Source organism: Enterocloster sp. 210928-DFI.2.20, from assembly GCF_020554465.1.
Classification (GTDB): Bacteria; Bacillota; Clostridia; order Lachnospirales; family Lachnospiraceae; genus Enterocloster; species Enterocloster bolteae.
The window spans coordinates 94,225-107,338 of record NZ_JAJCHK010000008.1 but is presented as its reverse complement, the minus strand read 5'-3'; the positions used below and the strand labels follow the sequence as shown (position 1 = coordinate 107,338).

Genomic DNA, 13,114 nt, shown 5'->3' with positions numbered 1-13,114 from the left:
AGATAACATATGAGAAGAGAGAGGGCAATTGAGTTAACAAAGCTGCTTTCGCGTCTATATTTCGTGAAACGAGATTATGTGACATTGGAGAAATGTCTTTCAAAGGACATTACCTGGATTGGGACGGGAAGGGGGGAAATATGCCGCTCTTTTAAAGAGGCACAGGAACATTTCCAGAAGGAGAAAGAAATATATACAGGAAGCTTCCTGTTGTTAAACGAGGAATACCAGGTACAGTTCCCGGCGGAACATGTAGTCTGCGTATTGGCGGAAATGGACGTCAGGACACCTCACCAGGCAGAGCTGGTTTTTGATGAACATATGCGTTTTTCTGTCATTTACCGGAAGGAGGGAAGGAGATGGAGAATCATCCATCTCCACAATTCGATGCCGGACAAGGCGCAGGAGGGCGCGGCCTATCTGAATGCGCGCAGGGGACGCCGCGATTACCGGTTTATCAAGGAAGCCGCGGCTGAGATGGCGGCCACAAGGATTGATGAGGTCCGGAAGATGGATTCCCTGACAGGAATTTTTAATATGGAGGGATTTGTGGAACATGCCGAGGCCATCCTGAAGGAACATCCGGACCGCCCGTATGCCATTTTGAAATTTGGAATCAACCAGTTCCGCTATATCAACCACATCCTGGGATACCGGACCGGGGATCACATCCTGCGGGAGATAGCCAGTAACCTGGAAAAGTTGTGTGAAGAAGAGGAGATCTGTTCCCGCATTGAGAAGGATAACTTCGCCATCCTGATGGCCTATGAAGACCGCGAGGCGCTGGACCGCAGAATCAACAGTTTTAAAGAGAAATTTGTCAGTCAGGAGACCGAGGAAACACTCAATATCAGTATTCATTTCTCGGGCGGCGTGTGCCTGATTGAGCCGGGAAACAAAGAGTCGGTCAAGCGGATGTTAGATAAAGCCATGCTGGCGCAGCATTACAGGAGCACCAGAAGGCGGCTGGAAGATGACTATATCTACTATGATCCGGAGATTGAACGGTGCCAGCTGAGGGAACAGGAGCTGGTGGAGACCGCCAGATTCGCCATGAAGCGGGACGATTTTAAAATGTATTTCCAGCCCCAGGTCTGCCTGGATACGGGGAAGGTGATAGGGACGGAGGTTCTGGTGCGGTGGGTCAAGCCGGACGGACGGATTGTGATGCCCGACGAATTCATACCGGTGTTTGAAACCACAGGATTCATCAAGACACTGGATTTCTATATGCTGGAGAAGCTGTGCGCCAGTATGCGCAGATGGCTGGATTCCGGCTATCATGTACCGCCGGTGTCCATCAACCAATCAAGGCTCCATTTGGAGGACCGGAAATATGTGGAGGAATTCTGCGGCGTTGTAGACCAATGGAGAATCCCCCATGACCTGATTGCCTTCGAGCTGACGGAGAGCGCCTTTACAGAATACAACGAGATGATCCAGAGACTGGCGGCGGAGCTGCATAACCGCGGATTCCGTCTGGACATTGACGATTTCGGAACCGGTTATACGGCATTGGGGCTTTTGATGCTGATTGAGCCGGATGTGCTGAAAATGGACCGGAGCCTGACCGCCAATTTCGAAAACCCCAAGGGCCAGCTGGTGCTTAAAAAGCTGATCGAGATAGCGAAAGAAACCCACACGGCGATTATCTGCGAAGGGATAGAGACCAGGGAGCAGGTGGAATATTTCAGGAATTTGCACTGTGACATAGCCCAGGGCTATTATTATTACCGGCCTATGCCGGAAACCGCGTTTGAGGAACAGGTGTTACGGGCCGAAGACATTGTATGGAGGAATGTTGAGGAATGCAGCAAAGAATCTTGACGGAAGAATTAATTGAGTCATATGCTGACTCACTGAAGAACGAATACAGCGGGTCCACACAGGAGCGCTACCGGAGGGATGTGATAAATTTTTTTCATTATGTACGGAACAGGGAAATCAATCGGAGCGTCTGCACCGAGTATGAGGAAGCATTGAAGTCCAGATACAGTGCAGGGAGTATCATTACGATTCTGAACGGACTCAATACGTTTTTCAGTTTTGCGGGCTGGAATGAATGTAAAATCCAGGTACCAAAGCTGCAGCCGGTGGAGGGACTGTGCAGGTCCCGGCTAACGGTAAAGGAGTACATGCGTTTGTTGGCGGAGGCAGAACGTATGGGAGACCAGCGTTTGTCTCTGCTTATGCAGACCCTGTGCGCGTTACAGTTAAGGGTCAGTGAACATCCCCTTATTACCAGAGAAGCAGTGGAACAGGGGTATATCGTTCTGACAAGGAAGGGAAGCAGACGGGTTTTGTACATTCCGTCTGATTTAAAGCTCAAACTGTTAGAGTATTGCCAGTGGAAACAGATCACCAGCGGTCCGGTGTTCAGGACCGCTCACGGTGGGGTATATCACAGGAGCAACATCCATAAAGACATGAAGCAGCTCTGCCGGGGAGCCGGGGTGGACGCTGATAAAGTGAAACCCCAGCAGCTGCTGAATCTGGCTGTTTCAGAGTTGGTGGTTCAGATCATACCCGAAGATAAAAATGTAATTTAAGGTTTAAAACAGAATAAAACTCAGAGGTAATCCACAGCCATAGACGACATGATTGAAACTTTGCGATACATAAGACGTATTTTCAGCAATGACAATCGGGGTTCTGATTCTTGATGATGATTTGAATGTATGCCGCCAGATAAAGTACGCATTGCAAGATGCGACTACGGACGTGTATTACGCTTTTTCAGTAGCCGAAGGGATGAAACACTTCATGGAACAGAATTATTGTCTTGTATTATGGACATAGCCCTATCGGAAGCGGATGGGAATGAACTGTTAAAAATCATGAAACGGGCCAAAACGATTCCTATCTTGGTTCTATCTTCCAAGCCGGGGCAGGAGGCTAAATTGTCCGCATACCAGGCAGGCGCTCATGCATATATGGAGAAGCCATATGAGCTGGAGGAGTGTCTGGCACAGGCTGAAGCGCTGATGGATTTGTATGTGAACCTAAAACAGCCGGAAGATCGAAGTTATACCTTGGCTTTCGGCATGGATTTAATCATAGATCCGGATCGAAGGGTAGTAACGCTGAGCGGTGAGGAATTGAACCTGACACGAAAAGAGTGGGGATTATTTAACATCCAGATGGCATAACTGTCCGTCAAAAAAAAGCATTGCCGGGCAGAGTCTATTCCCGCGTTCATAAATAAAGATTTCTCCAGGCACTGCTACTGTTTGGAGGGATCTTTTTTGCGTTGGCTAAGTTCTGCGCCGCTGCTGATTAAAAGCAGCGATATCTAGAGCATAATGCGGTCTAATAAATAGGATTGGCTTAAAACAGAGAAAAACCCACCGTAATTTCCGGTGCCGTTCACCACCGCGCTTGTTCTTCAATTTCGAAAATTTTAGAATTGGAGGACAAGCCCTATGGCGGAAGAAAGGACTTATACCATTATTGTACAGAGAGAACGTGTGGAAGTGAGCAGAGAAGTTTATTGTGCCTATCATAAAGCCCGCGAAGCGGAGCGATATCAAAATCGTGTCATCCGGCAGATCGAAATGTCGCTGGAACGGTTCCAGGAGGAAGGTGTGAGCGCGGAATACCATGTGGTCCGATCTGCTCCGGGAATTGAGGAGGTAATGATCCAGGCCGAAGATAACCGCAGACTGTACCAGGCGTTGTATGAATTGAACGTGGAGGAGCGGCTGTTAATTGATGCTTTATTCTTTTCTGGGATTACGGAAGGTGAACTGGCAACCCGTCTTGGAGTCACTCAGCAGGCAGTGAGTAAGCGGAAGAAACGGCTTCTGAGAAAGCTCCGTAAAAAAATAGAATAAATTTTTTGATTTTGAGGTTGTGGGCCCCTTCACTTTTTCCTTTATAGGAGTGAAGGGGCTTATTCAGTCCCCGTTGTTCCTTGAAAATTTCATATCCAGCGATTACGATACGTTAGCTGTTCAGCGCGAAAGCGAAAGCGGCATAGAAAGATACGCCACGACCACCTGCAGGCTCTCTAGTGTCCTGCCAATCCAATCATATCTAAGGTGCAGAGCGGTTTTTTCTGTTCTGAAAATGGCCCGTGGCCGGGCCATCCCGCCATGACCTGGGCAGCCTATGATGATACTTCCGTCCAGTCACAGCCCCTCTTGGCCGAGGGATCACGCAATGAGGGCGGCAGCCGGAGATCCCGGCTGGGGACAGTAAAGAAGCTGTAACCCATGACGACCTTGCCAGGGCCGGTTGTAATCGACTGCCAGACTCCGGGGAGGTGTGCCGAATAGGAGCATGATGTATTAAATAAGATGAAATGAAGAACAAGTACGTTTTTATACTGTATGGCGGCGGCTGTTTCTTAACCGCCGCCATCAGATATATTTGATCGAAACAGTGAACTTTTGTCAGATAGGCTAAGAGTACTATCAATTTTTATTGGATATAATGATAGCTGATTGGGGATGATTCAGATATGATGTGGTACAGAAAGAATAGATCGTCAGAGGAGGAAGCAGATCATGAGGAATGATAGAAAAAAGACAGTGGCAAGGTATATGCGATTTGGGAGAGCATAAACAGCTAATCCCACCCCCTGAAATTATGATACCATCGACTGGAGACAGATGTGGGAGGATAAGAGAACTGAATAAAACTACATAGAGTTACATCCCCTTGTCAAATACGAGTAAGGGGATTTTTTGTTTCCAGAAAATCGGGTAAGAGAGGGGGGAAGCAAAGTGAATATTGTAAGAGACGATTTATACTATGCTGGCCTGACACCGGTAACTAGCAGTGAGCAGGGAGGTGTAAGACCGGCATTTATAAATTTGAAATCCGATTGAACCAATAAATTCAGAAAAAGAGGGAGAGGATCTTATGAGCGAGAAGAAAAAGGCATGGGTATATACCCGGAGCAATGTATCAGAGGACAAGTTTGGGAGCTTGAAATGGCAGGATCAGAAGCTGACCGAATATGCCCTCCGTATGGGGTGGGAGGTAGTTGGACATTCCCAGGACATTGGTTACTACCGGGATATAAAACGGCCCGGTCTTCAGGCGCTGACCGATGTGGTATCACAGGGGGAAGTGAATATCCTGGTGGTGAGCGGTCCCGACCGCATCAGCCGTAATATGAGAAACATCATTGCCTATGCAGAGTATTTACAGAGCTTTGGAGTGGAGGCTTACTCGCCGGCGCAGGGACGGCTTGAAGTGCTCTGTACCTCTGCGTTAAAGGACTCAGTATTAGCAGTACCGGAAGACAGCCCCAATTTATCCATTCATTAGGAGGCAGAATCATGGAACAGAAAAAAGAAACGAACGAAGTCTGTTACAGTGTAGCCCGGAAACTGCTAAATCTGATGCTAAAAGATGGCTTTATCTCAGAGGAGGAATACGAAAAAATCGACGCTCTGAACCGGGAAACATTTTCTCCGGAATTGTCAGAACTATATGGGTAAAAGGCTGGATATATCTGGAAGCATCCTATGTAGTGGATGAGAATGGTGTAATTCTGCTGCGCCCCTCCAGCTCCAAAGCAAATGATTACTTCAACGGTTACAATTTAATACAGCTTCTTCATCGTGAGAGCGTCTCAGACCAACTGGTTCGGTCCCTTGAGCAGGCACTGGAGAACCAAACGGAGACGGAGATTATTGTCCCAATTCAAGAACATATATGGATGATTCAGAGCTTTCCGGATGATGACCGGAATATTGTTATGACAATTCCTATCTCGATCACAGCCGAAAGCACATTCGCAGGGATGAAACATGTGATTATCATGATTGCCACTCTGATTTTGACCTTATCCGTCCTGTTCTTGATCTGGGTCTATTACCATGTCAGCAGAGAGCAGAAAATGAAATTGGAAAATGAAAAATCTGCTATGAAAAGTGACTTCATGAATAAAATGTCACATGATATCCGCACTCCTCTAAATGTCATAGTAGGAATGCATGAATTGGCGCTGCGTTCCATAAACAATCCAAGTACCGTCACGGACTGCCTGAACAAGGCAAAAAATCCAGCGATTACCTAATTTCTATTATTAACGATGTGCTGGATATGAGCCGGATTGAGAGTGGGAAAATGCAGGTTTCCAACACTGCGTTTAACATGCGCGAGCTGCTTGATACGGTGATTCAACTGGAAACCAACCCTGCAAAGGAGAAAAAACTGGACCTTCAACTGGACTGCCCGTCATCCATCCATGCGGATTTTCTGGGAGATTCAATACGGATTAAACAATGTCTTATTAATTTGATTTCCAATTCTATTAAATTCACACCAGAACATGGAACGGTAAGTCTAGCTTACGAGGAGAGGGACATTGATGACAGCAGCAGCGTGGTGCGTTTTACGGTTCAGGACACGGGCATTGGAATGAACGAAGCGTGCATGCAGCGGATTTTTATCCCATTTGAACAGGAACGCTTCTCTTTCACCTACGTGTATACAGGCAGCGGTCTTGGACTTTCTATCGTACATAACCTGGTAAAACTGATGAAGGGTACTATATCTGTTGAAAGCAAGCTGAATCAAGGAACAAAATTTGTGATTGAACTTCCTCTTGAGAAGTCAGAGCCCCCCCGCAGAAAACTACGGCGCAGAGATTTCCGAATAGGAATTGTCTGAAGTCCTGAGAGGTAAAAGAATCCTGCTGGCAGAGGACAATGAGATCAACCGTGAAATTATCATTGCCCTGCTGGAAGAGGCCGGGACGGTAGTTGATGTCGCTGAGAATGGCGCTGTAGGGGCAGAGCTTTTTTCCGGCTCCTCAAAAGGATATTACTCCATTATTTTTATGGACATTCAAATGCCTGTGATGAACGGCCTGGAAGCCGCAAAGGCGATACGGAATGCTTCGCATCCAGACAGCAAACGTATCCCGATTATTGCGTTTTCAGCCAATGCATTTGAGGAAGATATAGAAAGGTCTATCCAGTACGGGATGCAGGCGCATCTTACCAATGGATGGCTGTCAGGCAACGAAAGCAATACGTTCACTTTCACGTAATGATGCGCAGGACATTCCGATTCTGGCCCTGACAGCAAACGCCTTTTCAGCGGCTCTTGGAAAGGTTCATAACACCGGAATGAATGACCATATCGCAAAGCCCATAGACGTAAAACGCTTGATGGAAGTACTGCGGGAATGGATTGTCTGATTATTCTGCATAAAGGATTAACTTTTCCGATGCAGTTTGGAAATGGCAGAGAGGAATGTGCCTTCGAATGGATATAGCGAAGTTCAGCCTACTGGCTGAACGAAACACTCTAAATGTTATTCCATTAAACATATAGAACATGAGAAGTCAGTGCAAATATGCTGGATTTTTTAGATTCTTGCCAATTGCTTATCCACCACCGAAGGCATGCCATGAACGTTTCGGGGGATAGAATCTCATTCCAGACAGCTGCCGGGGATAACCACTGCCCAGGCGTCTGCTTCCCGGATTTTTCCGCTCATTCATTCCCCGGATGTGTCCAATCACCCAAAGTTATCCACCGTCACTTTGACGAACAGCAGTCATCCCGGAATTTGCTTTTTCCCTTGTTTTCTGTTAAACTTTCTATCATAGGAAGCAAGAGAAACCATCTGCTGTTTCTGAATGATTTTGGGGTTCCGTTTGACAACAATATGAGCGAACGGGATCCACGCAAAGCGAAGAACCGTCAAGTCTATTCATGGGCACACTGGCTATTTTTTAGCCGGTGCTAAACCCATCTGTTCAGCCGATAGGCTTAACTGTTACGTAGTAACACAGAAGAAGACCGAAAAATATTGCATACTGCACTTGAACATGAATACTGCATTGAAGAAGCGGGAAGTACAGGGGAAGCGCTTCAGATTATGTACAGGAAAGCAGTGGCTGTGTTTTTGTGTGATGCAGACATGCCGGGATATGCCGAAGTCCTGGAGCAAATGTATCGTGACAAGGAGCTGTCCCTGATTCCTGTTTTTGCTACCAAACCCATAAAAATGAGGGTCCTGCGTGTCCAGATACAAAATGCCCTTGAGTACCGCTGGATCTTCTTTATCATATGGTGCATATGGGGTGGTTTTTATATATGCCGAGCCGGCAGGCTCAAAAAGGTGAGGAATCGAACTGGGATTTCAATGGAGAGGAAGCCAATGAAAAAACATATAATTTTAGGTTTACTTATAGCGGGTTTACTGACATTGACAGCCTGTGTGGAAAACAGTCCCTATACAGAAGGTCCGGACAGCATTCCGAAGGAATCCATGGCTGAACCGGAATTTCCATTAGACAAAGGGACTATCATGAAAACCGTGGACAGCCTTAATCTGCCCTGTGTCATCTCAGAAGACGAGAGCGAGGAGCTCCTGACCCGGGAAAATACAGTATACTCTAATTACGTGCTGCGCGACCCGGAGAGGAAATACCACGAGGACAGCCTTGATACGATTCTGTACGGCGGTATTATCAGCGGAATCGTTGATGGCAATCGCTATATGAGCACGATCTTTGACGCCAAAAGCCATATGGTGAATGATAAACCGTTTGCCTGGGAGGACTGGAAACAGGAAATCATTTTCATCACAATCCTTTATGGAGGTTTTGAGGATGAAGAGGAGGTTTATCGCGCATTATCCAAGCTTGAGGTGCCAGATGACGACAAGGTGCTTAAATGGGGCGTACAGCTTTCAAACGGATACTGCGGTGTGCAGAGAAGCAGCATTACGCAACCCGCTGATTCCAGGGGCTATACCATCTGGATTAATTTCTATGAAACTGAAGAACTCTATCTTAAGATGGAACAGGAAAAGAAGGAAGCCCAGGAAAAGGTTCGGGAAGAATATAAAAAAAGGCAGGAAGCTCTGAAAAAGCAGCAGAAGGAAACAGCGCCAGCGGATGCTTCCAAAAGAACAGGGTCCTGATTTTAAAGATTCCGGTGGTGAACGGTGTATTCTGTATTTCTCCGCTCTCGGATTTGTGGTAGAATGGAATAAACGGAACGACAAATGAGTTTTGTGGTGGTGACACTAAAACTGTGAGGAGGTGTTTCCATGAAATTAGTTAGTCCGAGAACCTTGCTGGCATCTCTGCTGGGCTGCACGTTTGTTGTTATGAAAGTGATGACCTTTGATGGGCTGCCGGATATGTTTTGGATCATATTCATTGGATATATGTCTGTCAAAGGGCTGGTTACGGCATTTTCTCAGAAAGCCTATGACGAGGATGTGAAAAAGGCGCGACAAGGAAAAGTTTTGTATTGTGACCTGTTTGGAAAATTTGCATACGTTGCGGCAGATATCCCGTTTGTCCTGATCTTTTTAGCTTGCCTTTTAGCTATGGTCTGTCCCGTAACAACGTTGCTCAGAGTTATCTTGAGTGTACTTTTGCTGATAGCGTTGGGATATGCGATCTGGTTGTGCTGGTATGTTTCAAGGCATAAACGGCTGCGTATGGAAAATGGTGAATGGGAGGCAGGGGTTTTAAGCCCTGAAGATGAGAAAGCATGGAAACAATCAAATCTGTGGCACAGTATTATTCTTGGAATTGTCGTGGCATTGGGGGCTTTTTATCTCATTTTCGGAGATCCCAGAATCTATCTGAATAACGCCAAACTGAAAAAAGCACTATCTACGCTGGACAGTGACAGCGCTACTCTGGAGGAGGTCGTTCCCTTTGAATGGACATCTGTATACACATTTGAGCCCTATACATCAATCGACCACATTGAGTGGGTCACCGGCTCAAAGAGTCCCGCACTGAAAGAAAGCGTCAGTGAGGGCATGACCCATGTTGTTTTTACAAACAGAGGGCAGGTAGTAGCCAGTGTCTGCGCCTACCCCGCAAGTATTGGGTATTATTTGGAATTTACTGGTGGAGAAAATACATATTATGGCTATCTGGATGGTGGATATTCCCACATCGAATACGGTGATGAGATTGTCTTTGAAGTAATGCAGGATGAAGGATTTGTCAAGCTGTTTGCTCGTGTTGCGGAATAATGCGCAGGGAATATAGACATGCTATCCCCTCTAAAACCACTCTTTGAAACCCTTGTCGCAAGCGGCTTTCAAAGGCTGAATTTTCCACAGTCCAGCAGTAGTAAATAACCTTGTGGGAAACGGTCAACCCAATCCCCCCGCTGTTTCCCTGCGGGGGACGTAGGACGCATATTGCCTCTGGCCACGTTAACCAGAAGTAGCCGCATAGGGTGTAAAGGTAATAAGGCCCAGGAGCGGTGAGCGACAGGGCCGCAGACAGGGGGACTTCTGGCCAGCATGGCCAGAAGTCCATCGGGTTTGGGGGAACCCCAACAAGCATTTTCGCGGCGCGAGAATCGCAAGTGTCTATACACTTGCCTTGCTTGCCGCTAACGCGCTTCTCCAGAAATTCCCACAAAAATGTAGTGGTGTTCTTATTATGCTGCGGGCCTTTTAATTATCGTATATCGCAGCCATATTCTGTATTTTGCGCTTTATTTCTGTGCGGATATGTAGTGGCTCAAGACACTCACATTTATCTCCGAAACTGAGAAGAATATCATAGTGATAGTCGTTTTCAATAAATGGAAAATTCACAAAGTAATGCTCATCGCCATCTGGTGTAAAGTGGTCGAAGGTGCAATATTCAAGCACTCTATCCAATATAGATTTATGTATGCGAATTTTGACTTCTGTTTGCATCACTACCAAAATTTCCTTAAAATCCAAAATCGGTTTTTGATAATCTCGCGGAACAAAAGTTTCCTGTTCCATTTGTAGCTCTGACATACGGGATAGCCTGAATAGGCGATAGTCGTTTCTGGTACAGCAGTACCCATAAAAGTACCAATGGCTACTTTTTAATACAAGTTGATACGGTTCAACTGTCCGTACAGTTTTATTTCCGCGGTGAGCTGTATATTCAAAGGAAAGCAGTTTGTAGTCTTGTAAAGCTGTTCTAATCGTTTCTAAATATGGTCGTATAGTTCTATTGCCTATCCATGGACTTAAATCTATGCAAATTTGATTTGTCTTTATTTCAATGTCTTTCGCTTTTTCAGCGGGGATAAAACTTTTAACTTTCGCAAGGGCATTTACCAGTTCATCACCTCGTACCATATTTGAAAGGCTGGAAAGTCCCATCAAGATTGCGGAAAGATCAGCAGTCGAAAAAACCTTTTTATCAATCTTGTATTCCGGCATAATTTCAAAGCCGCCGCCAACTCCTGATATGGAACGAATAGGAATCCCCGCCATATTGATTGCTTCTATATCTCGGTAAATTGTTCGAGGCGAAACTTCAAATGTATTTGCTAATTCCTGTGCGCCTATGCGCTTTTTATCCAGAAGCATCATAATAATGCTAACAAGCCTGTCAACTTTCATTTTGGCAGCCGCCTTTCAACAATCTTTTATATATTATAGATTGTTGCCATATTGCTGTCAACGATTGGATGATATGATAAAGGCGCAAGTAAACCAAATACAGAAGAAAAGGGAGGATGTTATGTTTACAGTCTATGTATACGCTCTTGACACCTTGGCCGACTGGGAGTTGGGGTATGTTATAGCGGAGTTAAATTCCGGACGCTTTTTCAAAAAGGACGCGCCGGGGGTGTCAGTCAAAACAGTCAGCATTTCAAAAGAACCAGTCAAAACAATGGGTGGGTTAACCATTATTCCCGATTGTGTCATCAACGATATTGCAGTAAATGTGGAAAGCGTATTGCTGTTACCGGGAGCAAATACTTGGGATAATCCTAACCATGGTGCCATTATTGAAAAAGCAAGCGAACTTCTTTCTGCGGGTGCTATGGTATGTGCCATCTGTGGCGCAACTGCTGCGCTGGCAAATGCTGGCCTGCTGGATCAAAAGCTACACACCAGCAACGGGGTGGGTTATCTCGACATGGTTTCGCCCAGCTACAAGGGACAAGGTTTCTATGTTGACAAACCATCTGTTGCGGATCACAACCTGATTACCGCAAATTCCACCGGGGCCTTACTGTGGACAAAGCAAATCATTGAACGATTGAGAGTCTTTCAACCAGATACATTGGATGCCTGGTATGCGTATTTCAGTACCGGCGAAGCACAACATTTCTTTGCTCTTATGCAAACTTTACCATCAAGCAGATAACTATTATCGGCCCAGCGGTATATAAAAAACCGTTGTTTGGTGGCTGAAAATTTGTATGCCCTAAACAGAAAATAAGTGCCTTGCGGCGGTTTTGAAATAGAAAATTTCAAGCCGCCGCTTTCTTTTGAAAAAACGGAAAACGGAGGGTGTGTTAAAGTCGCCCATTTTTAAGGACACGGCGGTATCCGGGAGGTATCGTCATGTCCTTTTTTATCCTGCCCCCCTCTAACCTGTCAAAAAAAGCATAGCCCCTCCGCCGGGTTACTCCGACCACGAACGCGAAATATGTAAGTACATAAAGAACTATGTCACTTCACGCGCCCGCACAGTACAACGCTGTGCGGGCGTTGTCGTTTCCTGTCACTTCTGGCCATCGTGGCCAGAGGCTGTGGGGAGCTGCTCCCCCGGGTGCCGCTCCCCGCCGCTCCTCCATTTCGATCTGCCGACCCGTCAACCGCCCAATATCGAAATGGAGGCAACTATGAAAACCATCATTCTGAACCACTACTACCCCCACCTGACCGAGCGCGTCATGCTGGAGGTGTCTGACGAGATCGCCGTGACCCTCTCCATTGGTGGCCGCCTGTGCGACAGCTACAAGCGCCGCAAGCGGGATCATGATGAGTGTTCCCTGGACAGCACCCCCGGCTTTGAGGCGGTCGTGACCTTTCCTCCGCTGACCCCGGAGCAGGTGATGGAAAACAGGGAAAACCGGGCCGTCCTCTATGCGGCCATCGGCCAACTCCCGCCCGTCCAGGCCCGGCGCATCTACGCCCATTACATACTCGGCATCAACAGGGCCGCCCTTGCGCGGGCCGAGGGCGTGGGGCTCAGCCGGATCAGCGGCTCCATTGACCGGGGACTGCTCAACCTGAAAAAAATTCTCGAAAATTCTGTTTGAGAGAGGACTTTTACCCTCTAATCCGCCTGATAAATAGGAGGCTTTCTGTTTACGACAACTGAATACACAATATCCCAGGTACAAAACCCGTGCGATAGCGACAAAAGGCGCGCCGCCAGGA

At 46.7% G+C, this 13,114-nt stretch carries 15 protein-coding genes; 14 read left to right on the top strand and 1 reads right to left on the bottom strand.

The window, feature by feature from the left end:
- The first annotated feature begins 9 nt into the window (after nt 1–9).
- From LI015_RS09925 to LI015_RS09870, 12 genes are all read left to right on the top strand, one after another.
- Nucleotides 10–1,827, top strand: a complete 1,818-nt coding sequence (locus LI015_RS09925; protein ID WP_227124801.1) for an EAL domain-containing protein — start codon at nt 10–12, stop codon at nt 1,825–1,827.
- Complete coding sequence (locus LI015_RS09920) at nt 1,809–2,549, top strand: tyrosine-type recombinase/integrase (RefSeq protein WP_227124793.1); 741 nt, start codon at nt 1,809–1,811, stop codon at nt 2,547–2,549. Before LI015_RS09925 ends, LI015_RS09920 begins: the two co-directional genes overlap by 19 nt.
- A gap of 228 nt (nt 2,550–2,777) precedes the next feature.
- Nucleotides 2,778–3,149, top strand: coding sequence for a response regulator transcription factor (locus LI015_RS09915; protein ID WP_227124791.1), 372 nt, complete (start codon nt 2,778–2,780; stop codon nt 3,147–3,149).
- 273 nt (nt 3,150–3,422) lie between these two features.
- Entirely contained in the window at nt 3,423–3,833 is a 411-nt protein-coding gene (locus tag LI015_RS09910) for a sigma-70 family RNA polymerase sigma factor (RefSeq protein WP_227124789.1), read from the top strand.
- A 1,033-nt stretch (nt 3,834–4,866) separates the two neighbouring features.
- Nucleotides 4,867–5,277, top strand: coding sequence for a recombinase family protein (locus LI015_RS09905; protein WP_227124787.1), 411 nt, complete (start codon nt 4,867–4,869; stop codon nt 5,275–5,277).
- A gap of 11 nt (nt 5,278–5,288) precedes the next feature.
- A complete protein-coding gene (locus LI015_RS09900) occupies nt 5,289–5,450 on the top strand; it encodes an SHOCT domain-containing protein (RefSeq protein WP_227124786.1) in 162 nt (53 codons plus the stop codon).
- 32 nt (nt 5,451–5,482) lie between these two features.
- A complete protein-coding gene (locus LI015_RS28360; protein WP_227124784.1) occupies nt 5,483–6,031 on the top strand; it encodes a histidine kinase dimerization/phospho-acceptor domain-containing protein in 549 nt (182 codons plus the stop codon).
- A gap of 26 nt (nt 6,032–6,057) precedes the next feature.
- Entirely contained in the window at nt 6,058–6,627 is a 570-nt protein-coding gene (locus LI015_RS09890; protein ID WP_227124782.1) for a sensor histidine kinase, read from the top strand.
- Nucleotides 6,620–7,009, top strand: coding sequence for a response regulator (locus LI015_RS09885; RefSeq protein WP_227124780.1), 390 nt, complete (start codon nt 6,620–6,622; stop codon nt 7,007–7,009). The genes LI015_RS09890 and LI015_RS09885 overlap by 8 nt, the downstream gene beginning before the upstream one ends.
- Nucleotides 6,963–7,160 carry a response regulator gene (locus tag LI015_RS28715; protein ID WP_227124778.1) on the top strand — a complete coding sequence of 66 codons (198 nt, stop codon included), beginning with the start codon at nt 6,963–6,965 and terminating at the stop codon, nt 7,158–7,160. The genes LI015_RS09885 and LI015_RS28715 overlap by 47 nt, the downstream gene beginning before the upstream one ends.
- Nucleotides 7,161–8,128: 968 nt before the next feature.
- Nucleotides 8,129–8,896: a hypothetical protein gene (locus tag LI015_RS09875; protein ID WP_227124776.1), complete on the top strand. Its 768-nt coding sequence runs from the start codon at nt 8,129–8,131 to the stop codon at nt 8,894–8,896.
- Nucleotides 8,897–9,025: 129 nt separating this feature from the next.
- Nucleotides 9,026–9,973, top strand: coding sequence for a hypothetical protein (locus LI015_RS09870; RefSeq protein WP_227124774.1), 948 nt, complete (start codon nt 9,026–9,028; stop codon nt 9,971–9,973).
- 432 nt (nt 9,974–10,405) lie between these two features.
- Here the strand turns inward: LI015_RS09870 and LI015_RS09865 are convergent, their stop codons facing one another.
- Nucleotides 10,406–11,338 carry a helix-turn-helix transcriptional regulator gene (locus tag LI015_RS09865; protein WP_227124771.1) on the bottom strand — a complete coding sequence of 311 codons (933 nt, stop codon included), beginning with the start codon at nt 11,336–11,338 and terminating at the stop codon, nt 10,406–10,408.
- 121 nt (nt 11,339–11,459) lie between these two features.
- Between LI015_RS09865 and LI015_RS09860 the strand changes: the two genes are divergently transcribed.
- Both LI015_RS09860 and LI015_RS09855 read left to right on the top strand, forming a co-directional pair.
- Nucleotides 11,460–12,092, top strand: coding sequence for a DJ-1/PfpI family protein (locus tag LI015_RS09860; RefSeq protein ID WP_227124769.1), 633 nt, complete (start codon nt 11,460–11,462; stop codon nt 12,090–12,092).
- 481 nt (nt 12,093–12,573) lie between these two features.
- Nucleotides 12,574–12,993: an RNA polymerase sigma factor gene (locus LI015_RS09855; RefSeq protein ID WP_227124767.1), complete on the top strand. Its 420-nt coding sequence runs from the start codon at nt 12,574–12,576 to the stop codon at nt 12,991–12,993.
- Nucleotides 12,994–13,114 lie beyond the last annotated feature (121 nt).

What these genes read in the sequence shown, in the direction of transcription:
- LI015_RS09925 (WP_227124801.1), top strand. Translation starts at nt 10, where the DNA reads ATGAGAAGAGAGAGGGCAATTGAGTTAACAAAGCTGCTTTCGCGTCTA.
- LI015_RS09920 (WP_227124793.1), top strand. Translation starts at nt 1,809, where the DNA reads ATGCAGCAAAGAATCTTGACGGAAGAATTAATTGAGTCATATGCTGAC.
- LI015_RS09910 (WP_227124789.1), top strand. Translation starts at nt 3,423, where the DNA reads ATGGCGGAAGAAAGGACTTATACCATTATTGTACAGAGAGAACGTGTG.
- LI015_RS09905 (WP_227124787.1), top strand. Translation starts at nt 4,867, where the DNA reads ATGAGCGAGAAGAAAAAGGCATGGGTATATACCCGGAGCAATGTATCA.
- LI015_RS09900 (WP_227124786.1), top strand. Translation starts at nt 5,289, where the DNA reads ATGGAACAGAAAAAAGAAACGAACGAAGTCTGTTACAGTGTAGCCCGG.
- LI015_RS09890 (WP_227124782.1), top strand. Translation starts at nt 6,058, where the DNA reads ATGAGCCGGATTGAGAGTGGGAAAATGCAGGTTTCCAACACTGCGTTT.
- LI015_RS28715 (WP_227124778.1), top strand. Translation starts at nt 6,963, where the DNA reads ATGGATGGCTGTCAGGCAACGAAAGCAATACGTTCACTTTCACGTAAT.
- LI015_RS09875 (WP_227124776.1), top strand. Translation starts at nt 8,129, where the DNA reads ATGAAAAAACATATAATTTTAGGTTTACTTATAGCGGGTTTACTGACA.
- LI015_RS09870 (WP_227124774.1), top strand. Translation starts at nt 9,026, where the DNA reads ATGAAATTAGTTAGTCCGAGAACCTTGCTGGCATCTCTGCTGGGCTGC.
- LI015_RS09865 (WP_227124771.1), bottom strand. Translation starts at nt 11,338, where the DNA reads ATGAAAGTTGACAGGCTTGTTAGCATTATTATGATGCTTCTGGATAAA.
- LI015_RS09860 (WP_227124769.1), top strand. Translation starts at nt 11,460, where the DNA reads ATGTTTACAGTCTATGTATACGCTCTTGACACCTTGGCCGACTGGGAG.
- LI015_RS09855 (WP_227124767.1), top strand. Translation starts at nt 12,574, where the DNA reads ATGAAAACCATCATTCTGAACCACTACTACCCCCACCTGACCGAGCGC.